This window comes from Morganella morganii H1r (assembly GCF_000633515.1).
In the GTDB taxonomy this organism is placed as follows: domain Bacteria; phylum Pseudomonadota; class Gammaproteobacteria; order Enterobacterales; family Enterobacteriaceae; genus Morganella; species Morganella morganii_B.
In genome coordinates this window covers 348,041-372,750 of record NZ_AYMP01000004.1, presented here as the reverse complement: position 1 = coordinate 372,750, position 24,710 = coordinate 348,041, and the positions used below count along the sequence as shown (strand labels likewise).

The 24,710-nt window shown below is 51.0% G+C and carries 22 protein-coding genes; 16 read left to right on the top strand and 6 right to left on the bottom strand.

Annotation, left to right across the window (positions count from 1 at the left end; all coding sequences use genetic code 11):
• Positions 1–34 precede the first annotated feature (34 nt).
• Positions 35–1,708 carry a kdo(2)-lipid A phosphoethanolamine 7''-transferase gene (eptB, locus tag U868_RS0102650; protein WP_025151939.1) on the bottom strand — a complete coding sequence of 558 codons (1,674 nt, stop codon included), beginning with the start codon at positions 1,706–1,708 and terminating at the stop codon, positions 35–37.
• A gap of 257 nt (positions 1,709–1,965) precedes the next feature.
• Between eptB and U868_RS0102645 the strand changes: the two genes are divergently transcribed.
• From U868_RS0102645 to hycI, 11 genes are read left to right on the top strand one after another with little or no spacing between them, the layout of a single operon-like run.
• Positions 1,966–2,586, top strand: coding sequence for a 4Fe-4S dicluster domain-containing protein (locus U868_RS0102645; RefSeq protein WP_025151938.1), 621 nt, complete (start codon positions 1,966–1,968; stop codon positions 2,584–2,586).
• Positions 2,583–4,598, top strand: a complete 2,016-nt coding sequence (hyfB, locus tag U868_RS0102640) for a hydrogenase 4 subunit B (protein ID WP_025151937.1) — start codon at positions 2,583–2,585, stop codon at positions 4,596–4,598. Before U868_RS0102645 ends, hyfB begins: the two co-directional genes overlap by 4 nt.
• Before the next feature lie 11 nt (positions 4,599–4,609).
• Positions 4,610–5,560, top strand: coding sequence for a respiratory chain complex I subunit 1 family protein (locus tag U868_RS0102635; protein ID WP_025151936.1), 951 nt, complete (start codon positions 4,610–4,612; stop codon positions 5,558–5,560).
• Positions 5,561–5,573: 13 nt separating this feature from the next.
• Positions 5,574–7,016: a hydrogenase 4 subunit D gene (locus tag U868_RS0102630; RefSeq protein WP_025151935.1), complete on the top strand. Its 1,443-nt coding sequence runs from the start codon at positions 5,574–5,576 to the stop codon at positions 7,014–7,016.
• 12 nt (positions 7,017–7,028) lie between these two features.
• Entirely contained in the window at positions 7,029–7,679 is a 651-nt protein-coding gene (gene hyfE / locus U868_RS0102625; RefSeq protein ID WP_025151934.1) for a hydrogenase 4 membrane subunit, read from the top strand.
• Positions 7,680–7,683: 4 nt separating this feature from the next.
• Positions 7,684–9,264, top strand: coding sequence for a hydrogenase 4 subunit F (locus U868_RS0102620; RefSeq protein ID WP_025151933.1), 1,581 nt, complete (start codon positions 7,684–7,686; stop codon positions 9,262–9,264).
• A 2-nt stretch (positions 9,265–9,266) separates the two neighbouring features.
• Entirely contained in the window at positions 9,267–11,000 is a 1,734-nt protein-coding gene (locus U868_RS0102615; protein WP_025151932.1) for an NADH-quinone oxidoreductase subunit C, read from the top strand.
• A 15-nt stretch (positions 11,001–11,015) separates the two neighbouring features.
• Positions 11,016–11,567, top strand: a complete 552-nt coding sequence (hyfH, locus tag U868_RS0102610; protein ID WP_025151931.1) for a hydrogenase 4 subunit H — start codon at positions 11,016–11,018, stop codon at positions 11,565–11,567.
• Complete coding sequence (locus U868_RS0102605; protein ID WP_025151930.1) at positions 11,564–12,346, top strand: NADH-quinone oxidoreductase subunit B family protein; 783 nt, start codon at positions 11,564–11,566, stop codon at positions 12,344–12,346. Before hyfH ends, U868_RS0102605 begins: the two co-directional genes overlap by 4 nt.
• Complete coding sequence (locus tag U868_RS0102600) at positions 12,339–12,773, top strand: formate hydrogenlyase maturation HycH family protein (protein WP_025151929.1); 435 nt, start codon at positions 12,339–12,341, stop codon at positions 12,771–12,773. The genes U868_RS0102605 and U868_RS0102600 overlap by 8 nt, the downstream gene beginning before the upstream one ends.
• A complete protein-coding gene (hycI, locus tag U868_RS0102595; protein ID WP_025151928.1) occupies positions 12,770–13,264 on the top strand; it encodes a hydrogenase maturation peptidase HycI in 495 nt (164 codons plus the stop codon). Before U868_RS0102600 ends, hycI begins: the two co-directional genes overlap by 4 nt.
• An 85-nt stretch (positions 13,265–13,349) precedes the next feature.
• On the opposite strand, the gene U868_RS0102590 is transcribed toward hycI, so the two are convergent.
• Positions 13,350–13,712: a hypothetical protein gene (locus tag U868_RS0102590; protein WP_025151927.1), complete on the bottom strand. Its 363-nt coding sequence runs from the start codon at positions 13,710–13,712 to the stop codon at positions 13,350–13,352.
• A gap of 383 nt (positions 13,713–14,095) precedes the next feature.
• Between U868_RS0102590 and U868_RS0102585 the strand changes: the two genes are divergently transcribed.
• Positions 14,096–14,410 carry a hypothetical protein gene (locus tag U868_RS0102585; protein ID WP_025151926.1) on the top strand — a complete coding sequence of 105 codons (315 nt, stop codon included), beginning with the start codon at positions 14,096–14,098 and terminating at the stop codon, positions 14,408–14,410.
• A 54-nt stretch (positions 14,411–14,464) separates the two neighbouring features.
• On the opposite strand, the gene U868_RS0102580 is transcribed toward U868_RS0102585, so the two are convergent.
• From U868_RS0102580 to U868_RS0102570, 3 genes are all read right to left on the bottom strand, one after another.
• The gene (locus U868_RS0102580) at positions 14,465–14,662 is read right to left on the bottom strand and encodes a YbdD/YjiX family protein (protein ID WP_004235011.1); all 198 of its coding nucleotides are present in this window, start codon (positions 14,660–14,662) and stop codon (positions 14,465–14,467) included.
• Between the two features lie 77 nt (positions 14,663–14,739).
• A complete protein-coding gene (cstA, locus tag U868_RS0102575) occupies positions 14,740–16,842 on the bottom strand; it encodes a pyruvate/proton symporter CstA (protein ID WP_025151925.1) in 2,103 nt (700 codons plus the stop codon).
• 292 nt (positions 16,843–17,134) lie between these two features.
• On the bottom strand, positions 17,135–18,274 hold the full coding sequence (locus U868_RS0102570) for a hypothetical protein (protein ID WP_162817200.1): 1,140 nt from the start codon (positions 18,272–18,274) through the stop codon (positions 17,135–17,137).
• Positions 18,275–18,510: 236 nt separating this feature from the next.
• Here U868_RS0102570 and U868_RS0102565 point away from each other — a divergent pair, with 236 nt between their 5' ends.
• Genes U868_RS0102565 through U868_RS0102555 form a run of 3 tightly spaced genes read left to right on the top strand, consistent with a single transcriptional unit; the run spans position 18,511 to position 20,861 of the window.
• Positions 18,511–18,873 carry a type III secretion system chaperone gene (locus U868_RS0102565; RefSeq protein ID WP_240182643.1) on the top strand — a complete coding sequence of 121 codons (363 nt, stop codon included), beginning with the start codon at positions 18,511–18,513 and terminating at the stop codon, positions 18,871–18,873.
• A gap of 14 nt (positions 18,874–18,887) precedes the next feature.
• A complete protein-coding gene (locus U868_RS0102560; protein WP_080694303.1) occupies positions 18,888–20,087 on the top strand; it encodes a protein-tyrosine phosphatase family protein in 1,200 nt (399 codons plus the stop codon).
• Positions 20,088–20,108: 21 nt separating this feature from the next.
• The gene (locus U868_RS0102555) at positions 20,109–20,861 is read left to right on the top strand and encodes a hypothetical protein (RefSeq protein ID WP_025151921.1); all 753 of its coding nucleotides are present in this window, start codon (positions 20,109–20,111) and stop codon (positions 20,859–20,861) included.
• A gap of 54 nt (positions 20,862–20,915) precedes the next feature.
• On the opposite strand, the gene U868_RS0102550 is transcribed toward U868_RS0102555, so the two are convergent.
• The gene (locus U868_RS0102550; protein ID WP_025151920.1) at positions 20,916–21,827 is read right to left on the bottom strand and encodes an EamA family transporter; all 912 of its coding nucleotides are present in this window, start codon (positions 21,825–21,827) and stop codon (positions 20,916–20,918) included.
• A 513-nt stretch (positions 21,828–22,340) separates the two neighbouring features.
• Between U868_RS0102550 and fdhF the strand changes: the two genes are divergently transcribed.
• Entirely contained in the window at positions 22,341–24,494 is a 2,154-nt protein-coding gene (gene fdhF / locus U868_RS0102540; protein ID WP_080694302.1) for a formate dehydrogenase subunit alpha, read from the top strand.
• Positions 24,495–24,710: the final 216 nt, after the last annotated feature.

Genomic DNA, 24,710 nt, shown 5'->3' with positions numbered 1-24,710 from the left:
TTCTCTCTCTGTATCAGCGGATGAGCTTACTGTATCACCGATAGCAGAGATTATTTTTATTATTAATCCCGCCGTCGGATGATGTCACACCGGAACAGCCGAGAACAGTATCGAATAATTCATGATGGAAAAATGTCCGCGTCCGGCTGTTTTCTTTCAGGTTATCAAACAGGGACGGGTTATTTTTGATGTAGTTATCTGACATCCAGACAATAAACGGCACACGGAACTGCTCCGGCGGGGCAATATGCCGTGGCGTGCCGTGCAGGCGCATCCCGTTATTTTCACCCAAGGATTCCCCGTGATCGGAGGTATAAAAGACAATCGCATTTTTGTCTTTTAATTTTTCTGTCAGATCATGCAGAAAATGATCGGTGTATAAGATCGAATTATCGTAGGCATTAATTTCTTCCTGCACACTGCATTTGGTGCCTTCCTCTGTGCATTCCGGCATATATTTGCGGAATTCAGGCGGATAACGCTTGGAATAAAGATGATGTGAGCCTTTGGTATGTAAAATAATCAGGTTTTGCCCCTGCTTTTTACGGGCGAGCATATCATCAACTTCGTCCATCAGTAATTCATCACGGATAGCTTTGCCCGGCGTTTTGTTCTGAGCGGTGATCATTTCACGGATCAGGTAGTTATCCAGGTCGAGCCGGTTATAGAACCAGACTTCACTTTGCATGGAAAACAGCTCGGAATAAAAGCCGTTCTGTTTCATCACAGAGAAAACATTATTTTCGGTGACTGTCCGCTGTTCGTTATCTTTTACGCCGCCTTCGCGCACAAACATACAGCGCAGTGATAATTTGGTGGAGGTATCACAGGACCGGCCTTTAAAGGCGATAACATTTTTATCAGCGGATAATAATGGCGTTGTTTCCCTCTCATAACCGAGTAATTGCATATGATCCCAGCGGGCGGTTTCTCCGATCACGAAAACCACATATAAATCGTCATTCTGCGGCGCAGGTGTGTAGGTAAATTCGTCGGCCGGGTCGAATAAATCAATTTCATTAAAGGTATCGTCATATTTGACCACCGCATACTGCACCAGCGGCACAATCCAGTTGGTCGGTAAATAGGAGTAACTCAGCTCTCCGCCATAACTCGACACATCAATACTGCCGTTCATTTCAATTTTTTTCTGATTGGCATCCGCCAGTTTTAAATAACCGAAAATCAGAACCGGAATAACAATAAATGTAAAGAGAGCGAGTGCCCGGCGGCGTGATGCCGTTTGTATGCGTGTTTTTTTTGCCGACCAGATCAGAAATAAAGCCGGAACGGAAAGCAGCGAGAACCAGAGATAAAAATGCCCGCCGACCGCTTCCTGTGACAGTTCAACACTGTCCGTTGCCAGCGTGGAGACTAAAATTCCGTAACCGATAATCACGTCATAAAACATTACGTAATAACTGACGGCGATGCTGATCAGGATAATAAAGCTGCTGAGAATTTTAAAACTCAGCAATCCGGTTTGGGCAATCAGCCGGAATAAGAAGAAGCTGAACAGAACATTGACAAAAATTTCAGCAATCAGATAAAGGGAACCATAGTCACCGGCCAGTAATAACTGGCTCTGAGCGCGGGAAAAATACACGGTGTAGTTGAGAAAAAAGCCCAGAAACAGGGCAAGAACAGCAGAAACAACACATTCATTTCTTAGGGTGTTTAATAACGGACGTATTGGCATCGGGTACATCACTTCATCGCTAAAGAGAGTTAGAGAAACGATCAGTCACTTGGTTCAATATTTATTCATTAATCATCTGCATCATAAATGATGACAGCAGACCGCATGACATTTTTGTCGTCATTAGTGTCGAACCGACAGTCATCCGCCCCTTAAAATCACGTCAATATACTGATAAACAGCCGTTTTTATACATGGCATGAAAAATGCTTGGCAAGGGTATCAAACTATATGACTCGTCTGATTTTTTCTGGAGGGTGAGGCGAATGAATCGCTTTGTTATTGCCGACCCGCATCTTTGTATCGGATGTAATACCTGTATGGCGGCCTGTTCTGAGACGCATAAACAGCAGGGATTACAAACACATCCGAGATTGAATGTGGTGAAAATCGGGGAACTGACCGCGCCGATGCTTTGTCGTCAGTGTGATGATGCTCCGTGTGCCCGTGTGTGTCCGGTGAATGCCATTACACACGAAAATGACATGATCGTGCTGAATGAAAGCCTGTGCATCGGCTGTAAATTATGCGGTCTGGTCTGTCCGTTCGGGGCTATTACCCCGTCAGGCAGTAAACCTGTCGATATGCCGGATTTCTTTGAGCAGTATGTGCCGGAAGAGATGCTGCTGGATGTGCCGGACAGTCTGCCGACCATGAACCCGTTCCTGGCATGGAATGCCGGTATCCGTAATATCGCGGTGAAATGCGATTTGTGTGATTTCAGTGAAGAAGGCCCGGCGTGTGTGAAAGTGTGCCCGACCGATGCCCTCCATCTCGTTGAAGAGAATCAGCTGGAAAACGAAAGTGCGAAACGCCGTACCGTGTCTGTCGGTGCGATGCCGCCGGAGTTCGACATTTTCGTCTCAGGACAGGAGAGCCGCAAATGACATCTCTTGAATTACTCTTATGGTCCGTTGCCCTGTATACCGCCGGGGGGGTTATTTCACTGCTGTTTAAACAGCAGGAGAAAATGGCGGTGTACGTTGCCGGGATCACGGCGATTGCCGGTGGGATCCTCGGTTTATTCAGTGCCGTTCCGGTGCTGATGAGCGGAGAAACACTGACGTTTTTCGCTCAGGGGCCTTTTCCGTTCGCCCATTTTGTCGTCCGCCTCGACAGTCTCGCTGCCTTTATGGTGATGGTGATTTCGCTGCTGGTGACCGTCAGCGCCCTCTATTCCCTGAACTATGTGCAGGAATATCTGGGACGCGGCGCGTGGAGCATGGGTTTCTTCCTGAATCTGTTTATCGCCTCCATGGTTGCCCTGGTGGTGATGGATAATGCCTTCTGGTTCATCATTTTGTTTGAAATGATGTCACTGGCCTCCTGGTTCCTGGTGATCGCGGATCAGGATGACAAATCCATCCGCGCCGGTCTGCTCTACTTCTTTATTGCCCACGCCGGTTCTGTGCTGATCATGATCGCCTTCTTCCTGATGTGGCGCGAAAGCGGCAGTCTGGATTTCGATTCTTTCCGTCAGCTTTCACTGTCTCCGGCGATGGCTTCTGTGGTCTTCCTGCTGGGTTTCTTCGGTTTCGGTGCCAAAGCGGGTATGTTACCGCTGCACAGCTGGCTGCCGCAGGCTCACCCGGCGGCACCGTCTCACGCCTCCGCACTGATGTCCGGTGTGATGGTGAAAATCGGTATCTTCGGGATTATTAAAGTCGGTATCGACCTGCTGGGTGCAACCCAGGGCTGGTGGGGTATCGTGGTACTGGGCTTCGGCGCGGTCTCTTCTGTTCTCGGCGTTATGTATGCCCTGGCGGAACACGATATCAAACGTCTGCTGGCGTGGCACACCGTGGAAAACATCGGGATTATCCTGATGGGGGTTGGTGTGGCAATGGTTGGTATGGCGAATGATATGCCGGTGCTGGCGACGATTGGTCTGCTCGGCGCGATTTATCACCTGCTCAACCATGCGGTGTTTAAAGGTCTGCTGTTCCTCGGTGCCGGTGCGGTGATTTACCGTATCCACACCCGTGATATGGAAAAAATGGGCGGCCTCGCCAAACTGATGCCGCTGACCGCAACCGCGTTCTTAATCGGTTGTATGGCGATTTCCGCGTTACCGCCGCTCAACGGCTTTGTCAGTGAGTGGTACACCTATCAGTCACTGTTCTCAATGAGCCATGACGGCACATTCATCATGAAAATCAGTGGTCCTATCGCCATTGTGATGCTGGCGATTACCGGCGCACTGGCAGCGATGTGTTTCGTGAAAGTGTACGGTGTCAGCTTCTGCGGCGGTGCGCGCAGTGAAGCCGCCACCCATGCCCGCGAAGTACCGTGGACAATGACCGCTGCAATGCTGATTCTGGCGGTGGTGTGTGTGCTGCTGGGTGTGGGCGCGAGTGTGATCGCACCGGTGCTGGCAAAAGTGGCGATGTCACTGACGGCAGCGACGGACGTGACTGTTGTGCAGGGCGCGATGCTGGTGCCGGATTCTGCCGCTCAGGCCATGATTTCACCGGCCATGACATTCCTGTTACTGCTGGCGCTGCCGCTGATCCCGTTCATCATCTATCTGGTCTTCAAAGGCAAACAGATGGGCTTCCGCCGCAAAGGCGACGCCTGGGCGTGTGGTTATGCCTGGGAACGCGATATGTCGGTGTCTGCTGGGGGCTTTACCCAGCCGCTGCGCTCAATGTTTGCGCCGCTGTACCGCATGCGCAAACAGCTTGATCCGTCAGCCCGTCTGGCTCACGCCTTAGACGTGACCAAAGCCGGGGCCGGAAAAGTCGAGCCATTCTGGGATGAACGCATTATTTATCCGCTGGTGCGCGGGATTAACCGTTTCGCCAAACGCATTCAGTGCCTTCAGGGCGGGGATTTCAGACTTTACTGTTTGTATGTCGTGGCCGCGCTGGTTGTTCTGCTTGTTGTGATTGCGGCGTAAGGAGAGAAACCATGTCGATTCAGGATACACCTACATTGATGACGGGGCTCTTCGCAGTGGTTCAGGCGATTTTCCTGCTGCTGCTGACGCCGCTGTTTACCGGCATCTCCCGTCAGATTCGCGCAAAAATGCACTCCCGTCAGGGGCCGGGCATTATGCAGGATTACCGTGACATCATCAAATTACTGAAACGCCAGTCTGTGGCACCGCGTGATTCCGGATTTATTTTCCGGGTGATGCCGTATGTGCTGCTCGGCAGCATGCTGCTGCTGGCGATGGCGCTGCCGGTTGTGACCACAACGTCACTGTTCAGCGGGGCAGGCGACCTCATCATCATTTTATATATTTTCGCGCTGTTCCGCTTTTTCTTCTCTCTGTCCGGTCTGGATACCGGCAGCCCGTTCGCCGGTATCGGTGCCAGCCGTGAGCTGACCCTCGGCGTGCTGGTGGAGCCGATTCTGTTCCTCGGCCTGCTGGTGGTTGCGCTGATTGCCGGTTCGACCAATATCGGCAGCATCAGTGCCGTGATGAGTCAGGGCTGGGTATCACCGACCGCCACCTTGCTGGCTATGCTGGCCTGTGGTTTCGCGACCTTTATCGAAATGGGCAAAATCCCGTTCGACGTCGCGGAAGCCGAGCAGGAACTGCAGGAAGGGCCGCTGACCGAGTACTCCGGTTCCGGCCTGGCGCTGGTGAAGTGGGGGATCGGTCTGAAACAGGTGGTTGTGGCAGTCCTGTTTCTCTCGATTTTCTTCCCGTTCGGCAGTGCATCCGTTCTGACCGCAGGCAGTCTGCTGCCGGCGCTGGGACTGATGCTGGTAAAACTGCTGGTGATTTTCGTTCTGGCATCGCTGGTCGAAAACAGTCTGGCCCGTGGTCGTTTTCTGCTGACGCATCATGTGACCTGGTTAGGATTCGGCGTGGCTGCGCTCGGATTCGTGTTCTATCTCACCGGTCTGTAAGGAGCGATAAAGCATGTTAGAAAATATTGCACTGGCGACCCTGCTGATTCCGTTTGCCGGGGCGTTGCTGGTCAGTGTCCTGCCGACGCGCATGGCCCCGTGGCTGAGTACCTTAGTCGCGCTGCTGGCCTCTCTCGGTACGGCGGCACTGGGCTGGCTGTATCTTGATGGCGGTAAGACCGCTGCCACACTGGAACTGGTTCAGGCCGGAAATATCGCCCTGTTCGGCTTTACCGTTGACGGCGTGAGCACTCTGATTGTGTTCGCGGTGGTGTTCCTCGGTTTCCTGATTTGTCTGTACTCAACCGGTTACCTGACTGAAGGTAACCGCGAGCACGCTCACGGGCCGACCCGCCGCTATTATGCCTTCCTGCTGATTTTTATCGGTGCGATGGCGGGCGTGGTGCTGTCATCCACCATTCTGGGGCAGTTACTGTTCTTTGAAATCACCGGTGGCTGTTCATGGGCGCTGATTGGTTACTACCAGACAGAAAAAGCCCAGCGTTCCGCAATGAAAGCGCTGCTGATCACACACGTCGGTTCCCTCGGTCTGTTTATGGCGGCGGCAACGCTGTTTATCAGTACCGGTACGTTTGCCCTGAGCGCGATTAATCAGCTGAATGAGGCACAAAGCCTGATCGTCTTCGGCGGGATCCTGTTTGCGGCATGGGGTAAATCAGCCCAGCTGCCGTTACAGGCCTGGCTGCCGGACGCGATGGAAGCGCCGACACCGGTGAGTGCGTATCTGCACGCCGCGTCTATGGTGAAAGTGGGTGTTTACATCTTTGCCCGCAGCATCATGTCTTCTGACCATGTGCCGGAAATCATCGGCTGGGTCGGCGTGGTGATGGCTGTTATCACGCTGGTGTATGGTTTTATGATGTATCTGCCGCAGAAAGATATGAAACGTCTGCTGGCCTGGTCAACCATCACTCAGCTGGCGTATATCTTCCTCGCGTTATCGCTGTCCATCTTCGGATCCAAAGAAGCCTTTGACGGCGGTATCGCGTACATCTTTAACCACGCGTTTGCCAAGAGTCTGTTCTTCCTGGTGGCCGGTGCGCTCAGCTACAGCTGCGGAACCCGTATGCTGCCGCGTCTGCGTGGTCTGTCAAAACGCTATCCGCTGCTGGGTGTCGGTTTCTGTGTGGCTGCACTGGCGATTGCCGGTGTGCCGCCGCTTAACGGCTTCTTCAGTAAATTCCCGATTTTCGCGGCCGGTTTCGCGTTATCTGAACAGTTCCGGATCTTCGCGCCAATCATGGTACTGGTGCTGATCGAATCCGTTGCCAGCTTTGCCTGGCTGCTCTACTGGTTCGGCAAAGTTGTACCGGGTGAGCCGAGCGAAGACGTGGCAAACGGAACGCCGGTTCCGGCAGCAATGCAGTGGGTTATCGGCCTGCTGATTGTGATGTCGTTCTGTTCAAGTGTTATCGCCGTCATCTGGCTCGGTTAAGGGAGAGAAAGTATGACTGGTTCCATTATTGTGAACAATCTGGCGGGGCTGATGATGATCACCTCGCTGCTGGTCATCGGGGCGAAGCGCCCGGTGGTTTCCTGCTGGTTCTATGCACTTCAGTCGCTGGTACTGGTGGCGATTTTCGCCACCCTGGCACAGACACTGGATGCACCGCAGCTGGGCATGTGGGCGATCACCGCCTTCGCGACCAAAGTGGTGCTGGTGCCGCTGATTATGGGCTATGCCTTCCGCAAAATGTCTGATCCGACCGCCAACGGCGGCGTGATAAGTCCGGCCTGGCTGATGCTGGCCGCAGCGGTGATTGTGGTGCTGTGCTGGTTTGTGGTCGAACCGGTGAAACTGCCGATGGTGGCGGATCTGAAACCGGCGCTGGCAGTTTCTCTGGGTCACTTTATGCTGGGCTTACTCTGCATCGTGACACAGCGCAACATCCTGAAACAGGCATTCGGTTACTGCCTGATGGAAAACGGATCGCACCTGACACTGGCTCTGCTGGCGTATAAAGCGCCGGAGCTGGTGGAAATCGGTATCGCGACGGACGCCATTTTCGCTGTGATTATCATGGCGGTGCTGGCACGTAAAATCTATCGCACGCTCAACACACTGAACGTGGATCAACTGACCGCGCTGAAGGGGTGATGAGATGAGTCAAACCATGTTGTTAACGTTATTAATGGCAACGCCGCTGGTGATTTCACTGCTGGCATTTGCCTGCCGCCTGGCAGGCGGCGGGGCGAAAGGTGTGGTCACCCTGGTGCATACCACCGGTATCTCCCTGATGCTCGTCTTCTCGCTGTGGATGGTGTACACCATCAGTGCGGAAGGTGATCTGCTGATGGCGAACCGCTGGATCCACCTGGACAGCCTGGCCGGGTTATTCCTGGCGATCCTCGGGATTGTCGGTTTCCTGACCGGTCTGTATTCCATCGGTTACATGAACCACGAAGTGAATGATGGTGAAGTGGGTGTGGCAACACTCTGTAACTATTACGGTTTCTTCCATCTGTTCCTGTTCACCATGCTGCTGGTAATCACCAGTAACAACCTGATCCTGATGTGGGCGGCGGTGGAAGCCACCACACTCAGCTCTGCGTTCCTGGTGGGTATCTACGGGCAGCGCTCTTCTCTGGAAGCGGCGTGGAAATACATCATCATCTGTAGTGTGGGTGTGGCGTTCGGTCTGTTCGGCACCATCCTCGTGTATGCGAATGCGGCGGGTGTGATGCCGGATCCGGAACTGGCCATTTTCTGGACTGAAGTGCTGAAACATACCGCGCTGCTGGATCCGACCCTGATGCACCTGGCCTTTGTGTTTGTGCTGATTGGTTTCGGGACCAAAACCGGTCTGTTCCCGATGCACGCCTGGCTGCCGGATGCGCACAGTGAAGCGCCGAGCCCGGTCTCCGCGCTGCTGTCTGCGGTTCTGCTGAACTGCGCACTGCTGATTATCATCCGTTACTACATCATTATCACCCCGGTTATCGGCGGGGAATTCACTCAGACACTGCTGCTGGTCTTCGGGCTGCTCTCTGTGGCAGTGGCGGCGTTCTTCATCCTGATCCAGCGTGATATGAAGCGCCTGCTGGCGTACTCCAGTGTGGAAAACATGGGGCTGATCGCCGTGGCGCTGGGTATCGGTGGTCCGCTGGGTGTGCTGGCCGCACTGCTGCACACGCTGAACCACAGCCTGGGCAAAACCTTGTTGTTCTGCGGTTCCGGTAACGTGTTACTGAAGTACGGCACCCGTGATATCACGGTGGTCAAAGGAATGCTGCGTACCATGCCGTTTACGGCGGTTGTCTTTGCGGGCGGCGCGCTGGCACTCGGCGGTATGCCGCCGTTCAACGTGTTCCTCAGTGAGTTTATGACGGTGGTTGCGGGTCTGGCAGCGGATCATTTCTGGCTGACCCTGCTGCTTTTGATCCTGCTCACTATCGTCCTCGGCGGGTTGGTTAGAATGGTATCGAAAACCCTGTTCGGCGCACAGCCTGACTGCGTGTCACGCGGCGAGGCAGGGATCCTGACGACATTGCCGATGGCCATCCTCATTGTACTGATGCTGGTGATGGGCACCCACATTCCGCAGCCGGTCAGCCGTCTGCTCGAAAATGCCGCCACTATTGTCCTGACGGACAGTGCATTACCAGGTACAGAATTAACCACCCCGGACTACCGCTGGCCGTGGGGTGTTGATACAACATCCACATCATCGCAGGAGAAATAAACGTGAGCTATCAGAATTACACAGATACCCTTCAGGGCGTTCGTAAAGGCGCGGGCTATCTGGCACAGGTCCGCGAGAAATTTCCCCATGCGGTGCTGGAAGAAGAGTGGCAGACTGCCAACCAGCTGACCATCACCATCAAAACAGAAATGCTGCCGGAGGTGGTGGAGTTTCTGTACTACGGCTGCGGCGGCTGGCTGCCGGTGCTGTGGGGTAACGATGAGCGTCCGCTGAACGGGCAGTTTGCGGTTTACTATGCACTCTCTATGGAAGAGGGTGAAAAATGCTGGGTGACCGTGAAGGCGTATGTCAGCCCGGTCACCCAGGAATTCCCGTCTGTCACACCGCGCGTGCCTGCGGCGGTGTGGGGCGAGCGCGAGATCCGTGATATGTACGGGCTGCGCCCGGTGGGTCTGCCGGATGAGCGCCGCCTGGTGCTGCCGGATGACTGGCCGGATGATCTCTATCCGCTGCGCAAAGACACCATGGATTACCGTCAGCGCCCGGCACCGACCACCGATACCGAGACTTACGAGTTTATCAACGACAGCAAAAAAGATGCGCGCGTTGTGCCAATCGGCCCGCTGCACATTACGTCTGATGAACCCGGTCACTTCCGTCTGTTTGTTGACGGGGAACGGATTGTCGATGCGGACTACCGGATGTTCTACGTCCACCGTGGTATGGAAAAACTGGCGGAAACCCGTATGGGGTATAACGAAGTCACTTTCCTGTCTGACCGTGTGTGCGGTATCTGCGGCTTTACCCACAGCGTGGCGTACACCACATCGGTGGAAAACGCGCTGGGGATTTATGTGCCGCAGCGTGCGCATACTATCCGCAGTGTGCTGCTGGAAGTGGAGCGCCTGCACAGTCACCTGCTGAACATCGGTCTTGCCAGCCATTTCACCGGCTTTGATACCGGCTTTATGCAATTCTTCCGTGTGCGTGAAAAATCTATGACCATGGCTGAGCTGCTGACCGGTGCCCGTAAAACGTACGGAACCAATCTGATCGGCGGTGTGCGCCGTGACTTCCTCAAAGAGCAGCGGGTAAAAACCATTCAGCTGGTCCGCGAGATGCGTGCGGATGTCACTCAGCTGGTGGATATGCTGCTGAGCACGCCGAACATGGAACAGCGTACCGTCGGCGTTGGTCGTCTGGATCCGAAAGTGGCCCGTGATTACAGCCCGGTCGGCCCGATGATCCGCGCCAGCGGCTTTAAACGCGATGTGCGTTTTGATCATCCGTTTGCCGACTACGGCAACCTGCCGAAAACATTATTTACTATGGATGGCTGTGATGTTTACTCCCGGGTCATGGTGCGGGTGAAAGAAACCCTCGATTCACTCGCCATGATCGAATACGCGCTGGATAACATGCCGGAAGGGCCGATTCTGACTGAAGGCTTTACCTATCAGCCGCACAAATTTGCCCTGGGTTACACCGAAGCGCCGCGCGGGGAAGATATCCACTGGAGTATGCTGGGTGATAACCAGAAACTGTTCCGCTGGCGCTGCCGTGCAGCCACTTACGCCAACTGGCCGGTGCTGCGCTATATGCTGCAGGGCAATACCGTGTCCGATGCGCCGCTGATTATCGGCAGCCTTGACCCTTGCTACTCCTGTACTGACCGCGTGACGCTGGTGGATGTGAAAAAACGCAAAGCGAAAACCGTGGCGTACAAAGAGATCGAGCAGTACAGCATCGATCGCAAACATTCACCGCTGAAATAAGCCGGAGGGAATACCATGTTTAAACTGTTTAAGACCCTCCGCAATGCAGGGACAGCAACGGTCAAATACCCGTTCAAACCACTGGAAGTGGCGCACGGGTTCCGTGGCAAGCCGGAATATGTGCCGGAACAGTGCATCGCCTGCGGTGCCTGTATTTCAGCCTGTCCGGCAAACGCCCTGACGATGGAAACGGATCTTGAAAGCGGTGAGCGCCGCTGGCAGTTATTCCTCGGCCGCTGCATTTATTGTGCGCGCTGTGAGGAAGTCTGCCCGACCAGAGCTATCCATCTGACCGAAGAGTTTGAAACGGCGGTGATGAACAAGGCGGATCTCTATATGAAAGGGACATTCCGCTTACAGCACTGCCGCCAGTGCGGGGAAGCCTTCGCACCGAAAAAATCCGTGGAATATGCCATGGCGCTGATGGTGGCGTCAGGTGTTGAAGAGAGCGGAATTGAAGCCTTGCGGCCGATGTATGAAACCTGTCCGTCCTGTAAGCAGAAAAATAACCTGCTGAACAATGACCGTCAGAACTTCCGTCTGCATATTGAGGGAGAAAAATCATGAGTTTGCCTGACATTCCGGTAAACCATCATGTCAGCGAACCGCTGAAGATGGATGAACAGGTAGCGAAGCTGAAAAGCACGCTGCTGAAAGATATCAAACGTTCAGCGTATGTTTACCGTGTGGACTGCGGCGGCTGTAACGGCTGTGAGATTGAGATTTTCTCCGCCATTACCCCGGTCTTTGATGCTGAGCGCTTCGGGATCAAAGTGGTGGCCTCGCCGCGTCACGCGGATATTCTGCTGTTTACCGGCGCGGTGACCCGCGCGATGCGCATGCCGGCACTGCGGGCGTATGAATCCGCACCGGATCCGAAAATCTGTATCTCTTACGGCGCCTGCGGCTGCGGCGGCGGTATCTTCCATGATCTGTATTGTGTCTGGGGCGGCAGTGAGCACATCGTGCCGATTGATGTCTGGATCCCGGGCTGCCCGCCGACACCGGCAGCAACTATCTACGGTTTTGCCGTGGCGCTGGGTCTGCTGAATCAGAAGCTGAAAGGGCAGGATCATGTTGAGGCAGAAGGTGAGCGCGTGGAACTGCTGCTGCCGTCCGTTCCGCTGGCAACCCGCGTGATGATTGAACGTGAGGCACGCCGCCAGGCCGGGTATTATCAGGGGCGTGAAATCAGTGACCGCTTCCTGACACTGCTGGAAAACGCCACACCGGAACAGGTGAAAGGCACGATGCAGATCTGGATGGATGAAGAGCAGGACCCGCGTTTGCGTGAGATCGTAAACCGCCTGGTGACCGTATTACAACAAGGAGGCATTCATGCCTGAACAGACACCCGATCATGCAGATACTGACGGAAAAGTGATCTTCTGGTCGCTGAGACAAAAGTTTGTCGACAGTGACGATGATGTGCCGGAAGAGGCTCAGCAGGTGATGTATTACTCACTGGCAATCGGCCACCACGTTGGCATGATCGATTGTCTGAATACGGAATTGATCTGCCCGCTCAGCGGTTATCAGTCTTGGGTGAATGCGCTTCCCGAAGGGGAAGCGCGCCGCAAATTACAGGGACTGATTACCTTCGGTGAAATCAATATCGACTCCGCGCATACCAATATGCTGGCACTGGCACTGGATCCGCTGACGAAGGATAAAAATCCGGACTTCCGCGAATGGAGTGCCACGCTGATCCGCCTGCTGGGGGAAATTGAGCGTGAACCGGCAATTTACCTGATAGTGAAGCGCCGCCCATGAGTGAAACTACTGCGAAAAATGTGATGCTGGCGGTCGGTAACAGCATGATGGGCGATGACGCCGCAGGGCCGATGCTGTTTGATCTGATGGAAGCGAATCCGGTTGACGGCTGGGTTGCCGTTAACGGCGGCAGTGCACCGGAGAATGTGGTGCATCAGGTACGGGCGCTGAAACCGGAACGTCTGCTGATTGTGGATGCGGCGGATATCGGCCTGAATCCCGGAGAGATCCGCATTATTGACCCGGATGATATCGCAGAGATGTTTATCATGAGTACGCATAATCTGCCGCTCAACTTTCTTATTGATCAGCTGAAAGAAGATATTCCGGAGGTGATTTTCCTGGGGATTCAGCCGGATCTGGTCGGGTTTTATATGCCGGTTAATGAGAAAGTCACCCATGCGGTACAGCAGGTTTATGACGCGCTGCCGGCCCGGGAAGGTTTTGGCGGATTTGTATTATTTGCAGGTGAGGAAGAGGACGAATTCTGAGTTGTCGTCTTTTTTGCCGGGTATAATCCGGTGATAATTAAATAACGCCGTACTGATAGCAGATGACGGCGTTTTTTATTACCACTCAGCCGACAATCGGGCCTTGTTTGGTGATGCAGTTATCTTCATTCAGACGCAGTTTCAGTGATCTGGCTGCCATTTCATTTTCTGTTGGCGTTCCGGCAAATTTGAAGCCTTTGCGTAACAGGTTGGTTGTATAGTATTTGTTATACATAAACGACCAGACAATGGAAATAAAGAGACCGCCGAATCCCATTGTCAGAAGGCTGATAATACAGGCGATAACAAAGACCCCGATGAAGGTCATAAAATCCTTGCGGAATAAGCTCGGAAACGCGCCAAACAGCAGAGTGGTCCAGGAATAACCGTGAAAACCGGTCACAATTTCACCTGTTTTCGGGTTTTCCATCATAATTTTAATTGCCATATATTTCCCTATCATAATAATCGATCATAAAAAGTCATTATATTCAATTTTCCTGGTTTATCGATAGTTAATTAAAATTATTTCTTTTTTACTCTCACCGTTAACGTGCCGCTGATTACCTGTCTTTTTTACAGGTAGTTGTACTGATTTGATAAAATTACATGCGTAAAAATAGTTAATATTTTTATATAATATTTTACTATTATTTTACGTTTTATTTCTGTGTTATTAATTTTTATGATGTTAAACAGAGGGGGTATCAAAGAAAGATCGCGCAATACGGTGACAGAAGTGTAACAGACGAATTTATGGCCGGAATTTGATATATCCGTAAACCGGTTTTTTTTATGGTACATCGGTCTTTTTACTCAGAGTGATGCGCCATGAAAAAAAATGCTGTTGTTATTCCGTTTGTTTTACTGCTGTCTGCCTGTGCCACCAAACAATACCCGCAGGCCCCGGTGGTATCCGGTGAAGAATCTGTCTTGATGAATTGTCATGATATTAAGACGGAAATTGCCAAAACCCGCAGTATTCAGCAGGAAATTGAAAAAACCGGGCAGTTTGACGGCAAAACAGTGCTGGGATTTCTGGGGGATTTCGGTATCGGTAACGGGATAGCCAAAGATGATGCCAGGGCAAAAGCCACTGTCCGCCTGAGTCAGCTGACGGCGTTACAGGAAAAAAACTGCCGCTGAAATAAAAAATACCGCAGTGATTGCGGTATTTTTACATGATTGCCGTTGTGCGGCTCAGCAGCATTTCGGGCCGCCTTTGCTGCCGTAACGGGCATCCTGACGATCGCGGAAAAACTCTTCATAGGTCATCGGTGTCTGATCAGGATGGGTGTTTTTCATGTGTTGTACATAGTTATCGTAATCCGGCACGCCAATCATCATTTTAGCGGTCTGACCGAGATAACGTCCTGCTTTTGCGAGAGTATCAAACATAATTATGACCCTGAACCTGTTGCGTACGGAGAACCGGCAGTTGCCTGCCGATCCTTATTTCACCAGTATATCAGATTTTAGTGGGCTGATTTGCTGTTTGCCACTAAATCAAGATAGTTTTCCGGCATTGGCTCGTACGGTGTTTCGTTATCCGTCGGTTTGTCAGATTTCAGTGCTTTCAGTGCGGTCTTCAGTGAGAAGAGCGCCAGCACCACCACGACAACCATAAAGAACAGTGTCAGACCGGCATCGAGACGGTTATTAAACACCAGTTGTGACAGTTGGGACGCAGTGTACTGCGACGGGATATTACCGCTGTCAATCATTGCCTGGAACTTATTCGCTACTGCCAGGAAACCGACACGGGCATCTTCGCTGAATACTTTTTCCCAGCCTGCGGTCATGGTACAGATTAACAGCCATGCCATCGGCACCAGAGCCACCCAGGCGTAAGCCTGGCGTTTCATCTTGAACAGCACCACGGCGCACAGCATCAGTGCCATACCGGCCAGCATCTGGTTGGCGATTCCGAACAGCGGCCACAGGGTGTTAATGCCCCCGAGCGGATCGACCACGCCCTGATGCAGGAAGTAACCCCACGCCAGTACACACAGTGCGGTGGCGACCAGGTTGGCAGGCAGGGAATCTGTCCGTTTCAGTGCCGGGGAAATCACACCCAGTAAATCCTGTAACATAAAGCGGGCGGAGCGCGTACCGGCATCCACGGCAGTCAGGATAAACAGCGCTTCAAACAGAATGGCGAAGTGATACCAGAAGGAGACATCCATCAGTCCGCCGAGCGCCCCGTGCAGAATATAGGCCATACCGACCGCGAGTGTCGGCGCGCCCCCTGCGCGGGAGATAATACTCTGTTCACCGACTTCATTAGCGATATTGGTTAAGGTTTCCGGGGTTATCTGAAAGCCCCAGCTGCTGACCACACTGGCGGCAGAGGCGACCACATCCGTGGTACCGGCCGGTGCCAGCATTGCCATCGGGCTGTTCATGGCGAAGTACACACCCGGGTCGATCACACAGGCGGCAACCAGTGCCATAATCGCCACAAACGATTCCATCAGCATACCGCCGTAACCGATAAAGCAGGCCTGGTTTTCGTTAGCCAGCATTTTCGGCGTGGTACCGGAAGCAATCAGGGCGTGGAAGCCGGAGACCGCACCACAGGCAATGGTGATAAACAGGAACGGGAACAGATCCCCTGCCCAGACCGGGCCGGTGCCGTCGACAAATTTAGTCAGCGCAGGCATTTCCAGCATCGGACGCATAATCAGGATACCGATCGCCAGACCGACGATTGTCCCGATTTTCAGGAAGGTAGACAGATAATCACGCGGTGCCAGCAGTAACCAGACCGGCAGAACCGCCGCGACAAAACCGTAACCGACCAGCATCCAGGTTAACTGTACGCCGTCATAATCAAAATACGGTGCCCAGGTCGGGCTTTCTGCCACCCAGCCGCCGGAGATAATGGCGAACACCAGGAAAATCAGACCGATAACAGAGACTTCCCCGACACGTCCCGGACGGATGTAGCGGGTGTAAATCCCCATAAAGAAAGCCAGCGGGATAGTAAAGGCGACAGTGTAGGTTCCCCACGGGCTGTGGGTCAGGGCTTTCACCACGATCATGGCGAGGACGGCGAGGATAATCACCATAATCATAAAACAGGCGATCAGCGCGATCACCCCGGCGACATTTCCCATCTCCTCTTTGACCAGTTCCCCGAGGGAACGGCCGTTGCGGCGGGTGGAGACGAACAGCACCATAAAGTCCTGTACGGCTCCGGCTAATACCACACCGGCGAGCAGCCAGAGCATGCCCGGCAGATAGCCCATCTGCGCTGCGAGCACCGGACCGACCAGCGGACCGGCACCGGCGATAGCTGCAAAGTGGTGGCCGAACAGCACTTTTTTGTCTGTCGGTACATAATCAAGCCCGTCATTATTTTTAAAGGCGGGCGTCATGCGGGTTGCATCGACTTTCAGTACTTTTTCAGCGATATACAGCCCGTAATAGCGGTAAGCCACCAGATAAATACAGACGGCGGCAACGACTATCCAGAGCGCATTGATCTGTTCGCCTCTGTTCAGTGCGATATACCCGAGGGCAAAGGCACCGACAATTGCGAGCAGTACGCCGGCAAGTTGTTTGAACGCTTTCATAGATTTCACCTGTCCGAATGAGTAAAGAGGAAGTAGTTTCAGTTTGTTATTATCAAATTGTACAGGAGAGGAATATCACTTATTTAGCTTAGTTCCCAGCGCTAACCTGAGGATAAGGTAGATTTATTTCATTATTGTTAGGTTAATCACTGTTAGCAGAATGTAGCGTGATTGTGGTTGCAGGGAGGTGATAAGCGTACGGGGTAAACCCTGATATTCAGAGGGGATATTGGCGGAATAGCCCCTCTGAACGGGATTTATATCAGCCGGAATAAGGCTGAATTTTTACCATTTATTTATTCCTGAATACAGCACGCTGATCAGATATATCACTCATACCCTGATTTTTTTCCAGTATATCAAATAAATGCCTGAGTTCTTCTTCCGGAGATGAAGTGGTCGCTTTTATACCGGGATTAAATGTGGCACGCTGATCAAAAATATCGCCCTGAGACCGGTTTTTATCCAGAATATTAAATAAATCCTCAAGATCTTTTTCCGGAGATGATGTGGTTACTGTTATTTCTGAGTTAATTTTTTGGCGGATAGCATCTTCAATGCTTGTTTTATTACTTTTAGGAGTATTGTTATTTTTTCCTATAAATTCTGCCTGTGTTCTCACTTCCATCTTTATCGCATTAAAATCCAAAGGCTGTTCTGTTTTTGTATCACGAAATAATATATTATAAATTTTTTCAATCAGGCCATTGTACACATCTGATGTCATTTTACCGGCTAATTCTCTCACTATCGGAATATCATTAAAAACGGCCATTTCCCTGGGTGTCAGTAATTCCTCTTTTTGCTTTACTGCATCATTTTCATGAAACATATCGACTAAAAGTCTGAATTGCTCAGGTACTTCTTTCTTCATATCCGTAATCAGGTTTTTCTTTATTTCCGGTACGTTTATTTTTCCATTCAGGTCTTTGTCTGATTTTAAAGGGCTGAGCATCGAACTAACAGATGCTTTCTTTTCTAATTCGCCGAGATTGATATATTTTTTATTTACGATATCCAGTATTCTTTCTTTTTCTTTAGTGGATATTGTGATTTTTTTCTCTGTACATATTTTATCAATTTCCCGGTAGATGATAGCCGCAGGTGTGGTTATTTTTTCGCCGCAATACCATTCTGTTACTCTTTCATTTAGTGTTTCCCGGGTATCCTTACTTTTTTCCTTTGTCGAATTGTCCTCTCTTTTAAGACTGTTTAATTCCGTTGTATACTGATATGATAATAAATTCATACTTATTTTTTCTATATCTGTACTTATATTAATATATTTCCCATCAAATTCTGAACTTGTGTTTTTTATGTGGGATACTCTTTCCATTAAGGTGTTCATGAAGGGAAGTTTTGACATTGTCTTCAGGTGTTTTTCTTCAGGTGTTATTTTTTGTTGTCTTGATGAGATGCTAATTAAATTCATTTAATTTATTTCCTTTTTCATGTAAAGGTTATTATTCTATTTCATTTTTAATTTATTTCTTTAATAAAAGAAAGATGGCATTCATATCCCGGGTAACTATGTTTTTTGTTTAGTCTTTAATTTTAATATGAATAAGATATGAAAGTAATATCCGGATTATTTGTCATGATCAGATCATCATTTCACTAATCAGGGAAACAGAGATACCGGATTTATCATCGTTTCACCGCACAGCGATGATGCTGCTGCGTCATATCGGTCTGAACGCGCCGCAGCCTGCCACCGATCAGCATACATTTATGTTAACAATCGACAGCCGTTATTCATTATCTCTGGCTGTGATTGATGAAACAGACTGGTATCTGTCAGCGAATATCGGGGAATTACCACACATTACGCAACATAATGAATTAATGAGAAATGTCCTGAGGCTGAATACGTTAACGCAGCTTTCCGGGCAGCCGGTGATTTCCCTGAATGAAAAAAATGAGTGGGTGATCTGGAGCCGTCTGTCACTAAATGGTACAGAAGATAGTCATATTATTGATTTATTTGAATATATTCTGAAATCCGCAGATTACTTGCTGGATCTTCATTAATCATAAAAGGAGTTATGATGATTACTATTCGTCAGCAGTCACCCGTGGATACCCGGCAGGGAGAGCAGTCACCTCCGCCGTTGCCACCCAAAGCACAGCATCAGGGACGGACGGTGGCGTTACAGGCATTACAAAGCAGCCCTCCGGCTCCGTTACCCCGGCCGGATCACTCGCTTTCAGATCGTGTTTCGTTACGTCAGCATCACACTATATCCGGTTTACATCAGCGCCATGCAGTGTATGAAATGTCAGCGCCTGCCGCCGGAGCGCTGCTGAAAGCACCGGTGTTTATGACGCCGCCATCCTATCCGGCACCGGTTCCGCCATCAGTACAGACGCATCCGCGAATGCCGTTACCGGGTGAGGTGGTACATCTGTCACTGGCACAGCGAAGAGGCGGGCCTAAATTCACGGCGCTTACAGCGGATACAAAAACAGAACAATTTAAGCAATTTCAGTTAAAAACAGCAGCCAGATTGAATCCGGGTAATTTTATTACCGGAATAAATCATCAGCGCTACACGGACATCGATACTTGTGCAATAACTCAGTTGTTTACACCGGAAGGTAAACCGTTACCTGCCAACCAAATGAAGATTGACGGGGTAAACCTGGCGATGCGCAGCCAGTATCCTGAGCAGGAAGGACTTCGTGACCATCTTTGTATGCTCGCTGATCAAAAACCGGGGGTATTGGTTGTACTGTCTTCCTATAAGGATATAACTAACAAAGGTCTTCCGGTATATTTCCGTCAGGATGGCCACTATGGCGATGTTTCGGTGAAATGCAAAATTAATCCGCAGGCGCATATTGCAACGGCCGGGAGTCTTAAACTTTGCAATTACCGGATAGAGATAACCACAAACGGCAAAACAACACCGATATCGGTTATGCATGTCACAAACTGGGAAGATCGTACAACCATTGAGCGGTCAACACTGACGGAACTGGTTTCAAATATCAATCAGAAAATTGAGCAGAAGGTCGGACAGGATCCCAACTACAGTCCTCAGCCGTTTATTCATTGCAGCGCAGGAATTGGTCGTACCGGTGTTGTTGCCGGCGCGATTGCAGTACTGAAGCCGGGTAATAAACACGATCCGGCGGAAATCGGAGCGCAGTTGCGTGAAACCGGCTCTTCAAAAATGGTGCAGACTCCTGAGCAGTACAATACATTGGTCGATCTGTATAACAATATAAAATCCGGACACTAAAATACGATAAAGGGAATGATTATGGGACAAATGCAGGGAATACAGGGTGGTCATACGATTCAGACCCTGAATAATGATATTTACGGTTCAGCAGGTGGTAACAGTTCATCATCGTATATCAGCTCATCCGGGATTAAATCTGTTTTATTAAATGCGTGGAATGCCGTTAAGTCCGCCATTTCCGGCATGTTATCATCATTTGGTGTGCATCTCAGCGGACAACAGGGCAGTGATAAGCCGGGCAGAGAAATAGCCATGGATATATCTTCACGACCTGCACAGCCATTACCGGTTGATATTCAGTTTGATAATGATATTTATGAGAGCTGTGGTGAGAATATCTATGATTCGGTTTATGCAGGCGTATCAGCACGGTTGTCATTATCCGAATCGCTTTACAGTGAAATTGAAGAACCGTTATATGCGAAAATTGGTGAAGGTCAGGATCAGACTCCGCCGCCGGTGAATCTTTCAACCCATCCGTCATTGTCGCGGTTACCCGGCAGTAAGGCTGAAGCAATGGATCTTGCCGAAGATAATTATTCTTTGCCACATGATAACCTGAAAACAGTCAATGAGGCGCAATCAGAGGCAATAGGGCTGATAAGTACATCGATTGAAGAAAATTATGCGGTTCCGCAGGATGTTATGAGTGCGGGCAGTACACCGGAGAATGATCCGCGGGGAGACAGTAACTATGATACTCCGTGGAAATCGCAGCCGGATCAGCAATTACAGCAGCGCAGGATTCGTGAAAGACTGAACACACTGTAACGTCACAGGTCAGTCAGCCCGTAAACACCCGGGCTGACTGACGGTTCATTCTCTTCAGACCGCTTTTCTGCGGGTCAGCAGCGACACCAGACGTTTGCCGAAGACGGTCAGAATCAGGCCCGCCATAATAAAGCCGAGACCGGCGAACTGCATCATGGTGATGGTTTCACCCAGCAGCAGCGCACTGCTGGCAATCCCGGCAAACGGCACCAGCAGGGCAAACGGTGTGACACGCCAGGTTTCGTAGCGGCCCAGCAGACGGCTCCACAGGGTATATCCCACAAACGTGGAGAGATACGCGAGATACATAATCGCGCCCACGGTCAGCAGGCTGATATGGGAAATACTGCTGACAATTGCGTCCGCGCCCTCCATCCACAGTGACATCAGGATAAACGGAATAATCGGCACCAGCGCACTCCAGGCGACCAGTGATATCCCGTTACAGTCCGGTGTCTCTTTCATAATGATACGGTTGCAGATATTACCGCAGGCCCAGGAGAAGCCCCCGGCCAGGGTCATCATCAGCGCCATCAGCGGAATATCGGTCAGACTGCCGCTGTCCCCGCCTTTCGCCAGCACGGTTAATCCGACAACGGCGACAATAATGCCGATCACCTGGCTGATTTTCAGCGACTCTTTCAGGATCAGGCCACCCAGAACAATGGTGAAAAAGACCTGGGACTGCAAGACCACTGAGGCGATCCCGGCCGGCATCCCGGCTTTGACCGCACTGAACAGAAAAGCAAACTGGCCGAAGCAGATAGTCAGACCGTAGATAACCAGACGGCTGAGGGCGATTTTCGGGCGCGGAATAAAGAAGACGGCGGGCAGCGCCACAAACAGAAAACGCAGTGCCCCGAGAAACAACGGCGGAATGCCGGAGACGCCCACTTTGATCACCACGAAGTTCACCCCCCAGATCACGGCGACCAGCAGGGCGATTAAAACATCATTAATTTTCATATCAGGTTTTTATCTCTCTTTTATTATTTTGATAATACGCGGAGCCACGCGCAGTATCAGACAGGAAGCGCCGTGAAAAATTAAGTCATTGCTAGTGCCGCCATTGTGTTATGAACATTGTAAAACAGCACCGGCGAACCGATATCAACAGTCAGCGGGAAATTATTCGTAAACTGTTATGAAATACGGGAAAAACCGGCGGTGCGGATGATTGATCACCATCATATTGTTCTTCTTTAACACAGTTATAATTCATCATGCAATTATAAAATTGTTCTGAAGGGACGTGGCTGCGTCAGTGTCGTTGCCTGACACCGGGCAGAACCGTTCGACATTTTTGACGATCCCGCCGCTGCCATCACCTGTCATGGTGATAACAAAAAAAATGAAAATAAAATATATTCAGTAAGTTAAAGGGATTTCATTGCAAATTTAAAATTGGCATAAACCCTGCATGACTGATGGTGATAAGGCGGTATTTATCCGCTAAAAGAAGATATAGGAGCAATGTTGATGGAAAAAGTCATCACCGTCTGCCCGTATTGCGCCTCAGGCTGTAAAATTAACCTGAAGGTGGAGAACGGGAAGATCATTGGCGCGGAGGGCGCGAATGGTCACACCAATGAAGGAGAGCTCTGCCTGAAAGGGTATTATGGCTGGGACTTCATTCATGACACCAAGATTTTAACCCCCCGCTTAAAGACCCCCATGATCCGCCGTCAGCGTGGTGGCAAACTGGAACCGGTCTCCTGGGAAGAGGCGATTGAGTTTGCCAGTTCCCGCCTGCTGGCTATCAAAGAGAAGTACGGCCCGAAAGCGATTATGACCACCGGTTCATCCCGTGGTCCGGGTAATGAAGCTAACTTCGTGATGCAGAAATTTGTTCGTGCGGCAGTCGGCAGTAACAATATTGACTGCTGCGCACGTGTCTGACACGGCCCTTCGGTTGCAGGTCTGCAGCGTTCGGTCGGTAACGGCGCAATGAGTAACTCAATCGTCGAGATTGAGGATACCAAATGTATTTTTATCTTCGGTTACAATGCCGCAGATTCACACCCTATCGTCGCCCGCCGTATTGTTAAGGCGAAAGAGAAGGGGGCACAAATTATTGTCTGTGACCCGCGCTATATCGAATCAGCGCGTCTTGCTGACATTCACTTAGCACTGAAAAACGGTTCAAACATTGCGCTTATCAATGCGTTAGCGCATGTGATTATTGAAGAAAATCTGCACGATAAAGCCTTTATCGATGGCCATACCGAGCAGTTTGAGGAATACCGCAAGCTGGTTGAGCCGTACACACCGGAGTCCGTGGAAGCGATCACCGGCCTGAAAGCTGAGGATATCCGCAAAACAGCCCGTATGTATGCGAAAGCGGAAAATGCGGTGATTCTGTGGGGTATGGGTGTGACGCAGTTCTATCAGGGTGTGGAAACTGTCCGCGCACTGACCAGTCTGGCGTTACTGACCGGTAACCTGGGTAAACCGCATGTCGGTGTCGGCCCGGTCCGTGGTCAGAACAACGTTCAGGGTGCCTGTGATATGGGCGCACTGCCGAACACACTGCCGGGCTATCAGTATGTGGAAGACAAAGCCGCACTGGAGAAATTTGCCAAATTCTGGGGCATCGAAAAAATGCCTGCCGAAAACGGTATTCCGCTGAGTGAGGTTCCGCACTTTATCGACGAAGGTGTGCTGAAGGCACACTACGTGATGGGCGAGGATCCGCTTCAGACTGAACCGGATCTGGCGACTATCCGCCGCACCTTCGATAAACTGGAGCTGCTGATTGTCCAGGATATCTTCATGACCAAAACCGCGTCGATTGCTGACGTGATTTTCCCTGCCACCTCCTGGGGGGAACATGAAGGGGTGTATACCGCAGCAGATCGCGGATTCCAGCGCTTCTATAAAGCGGTTGAGCCGGTCGGCGATGTGAAACCGGACTGGGAAATTATCAGTCTGATGTCCACGGCGATGGGTTATCCGATGCATTACAACAACACCAAAGAGATCTGGGATGAGTTACGTGAACTCTGCCCTATCTACTATGGTGCGACCTACGAGAAAATGGCGGATCTGGCCTATATCCAATGGCCGTGCCGCGATGTGGCGGACAGTGATCAGGGAACAGAATACCTGTACGACGGCGGTATCTTCGATACCCCGAACGGCAAAGGTCAGCTCTATACCTGTGAATGGCGTGCGCCGATTGATCAGGTCAGTGATGACTATCCGATGGTGCTGGCAACCGTCCGTGAAGTGGGGCACTACTCCTGCCGATCCATGACCGGTAACTGTAAAGCACTGGCGGCACTGGCGGATGAACCGGGCTATATCCAGATCAATACCGCAGATGCTGCTGCACTGGGGATTAAAGATCAGGAACTGGTCTGGGTGGCATCCCGTCAGGGTAAAGTTATCACCCGTGCAAATGTCAGTGAACGTCCTAACAAAGGGGCGGTTTACATGACCTATCAGTGGTGGATTGGTGCGTGTAACGAGCTGGTGGCGGAAAACCTCAGCCCGATTACCAAAACACCGGAATATAAATACTGTGCTGTCCGCGTCGAACCGATTGCGGATCAGAAACAGGCTGAGCATTATGTTGTTCAGGAATATACCGGTATTAAGCGCCGTCTGCGTGAAGCGGCGGAAGGGTGTTAATCCGTTAGCCTTAATATGATAAAAAACCGGCGCTCAGAAATGACCGCCGGTTTTTTTATATTTTCATTTTTTGTTTAATGATGATGTCAGCCGTATTCAGTTTCTGAATTTTGATCACATATTATTGCCTGAGAAATAAATGAACATATTACGATCACTATTTTTGCGATGTATTTTTATTTGCGAGACATTCTTATTTCAGCGGCGGTGATTTAA

What these genes read in the sequence shown, in the direction of transcription:
- eptB (WP_025151939.1), bottom strand. Translation starts at nt 1,708, where the DNA reads ATGTACCCGATGCCAATACGTCCGTTATTAAACACCCTAAGAAATGAA.
- U868_RS0102645 (WP_025151938.1), top strand. Translation starts at nt 1,966, where the DNA reads ATGAATCGCTTTGTTATTGCCGACCCGCATCTTTGTATCGGATGTAAT.
- hyfB (WP_025151937.1), top strand. Translation starts at nt 2,583, where the DNA reads ATGACATCTCTTGAATTACTCTTATGGTCCGTTGCCCTGTATACCGCC.
- U868_RS0102635 (WP_025151936.1), top strand. Translation starts at nt 4,610, where the DNA reads ATGTCGATTCAGGATACACCTACATTGATGACGGGGCTCTTCGCAGTG.
- U868_RS0102630 (WP_025151935.1), top strand. Translation starts at nt 5,574, where the DNA reads ATGTTAGAAAATATTGCACTGGCGACCCTGCTGATTCCGTTTGCCGGG.
- hyfE (WP_025151934.1), top strand. Translation starts at nt 7,029, where the DNA reads ATGACTGGTTCCATTATTGTGAACAATCTGGCGGGGCTGATGATGATC.
- U868_RS0102620 (WP_025151933.1), top strand. Translation starts at nt 7,684, where the DNA reads ATGAGTCAAACCATGTTGTTAACGTTATTAATGGCAACGCCGCTGGTG.
- hyfH (WP_025151931.1), top strand. Translation starts at nt 11,016, where the DNA reads ATGTTTAAACTGTTTAAGACCCTCCGCAATGCAGGGACAGCAACGGTC.
- U868_RS0102605 (WP_025151930.1), top strand. Translation starts at nt 11,564, where the DNA reads ATGAGTTTGCCTGACATTCCGGTAAACCATCATGTCAGCGAACCGCTG.
- U868_RS0102600 (WP_025151929.1), top strand. Translation starts at nt 12,339, where the DNA reads ATGCCTGAACAGACACCCGATCATGCAGATACTGACGGAAAAGTGATC.
- hycI (WP_025151928.1), top strand. Translation starts at nt 12,770, where the DNA reads ATGAGTGAAACTACTGCGAAAAATGTGATGCTGGCGGTCGGTAACAGC.
- U868_RS0102590 (WP_025151927.1), bottom strand. Translation starts at nt 13,712, where the DNA reads ATGGCAATTAAAATTATGATGGAAAACCCGAAAACAGGTGAAATTGTG.
- U868_RS0102585 (WP_025151926.1), top strand. Translation starts at nt 14,096, where the DNA reads ATGAAAAAAAATGCTGTTGTTATTCCGTTTGTTTTACTGCTGTCTGCC.
- U868_RS0102580 (WP_004235011.1), bottom strand. Translation starts at nt 14,662, where the DNA reads ATGTTTGATACTCTCGCAAAAGCAGGACGTTATCTCGGTCAGACCGCT.
- cstA (WP_025151925.1), bottom strand. Translation starts at nt 16,842, where the DNA reads ATGAAAGCGTTCAAACAACTTGCCGGCGTACTGCTCGCAATTGTCGGT.
- U868_RS0102570 (WP_162817200.1), bottom strand. Translation starts at nt 18,274, where the DNA reads ATGAATTTAATTAGCATCTCATCAAGACAACAAAAAATAACACCTGAA.
- U868_RS0102565 (WP_240182643.1), top strand. Translation starts at nt 18,511, where the DNA reads ATGATGCTGCTGCGTCATATCGGTCTGAACGCGCCGCAGCCTGCCACC.
- U868_RS0102560 (WP_080694303.1), top strand. Translation starts at nt 18,888, where the DNA reads ATGATGATTACTATTCGTCAGCAGTCACCCGTGGATACCCGGCAGGGA.
- U868_RS0102555 (WP_025151921.1), top strand. Translation starts at nt 20,109, where the DNA reads ATGGGACAAATGCAGGGAATACAGGGTGGTCATACGATTCAGACCCTG.
- U868_RS0102550 (WP_025151920.1), bottom strand. Translation starts at nt 21,827, where the DNA reads ATGAAAATTAATGATGTTTTAATCGCCCTGCTGGTCGCCGTGATCTGG.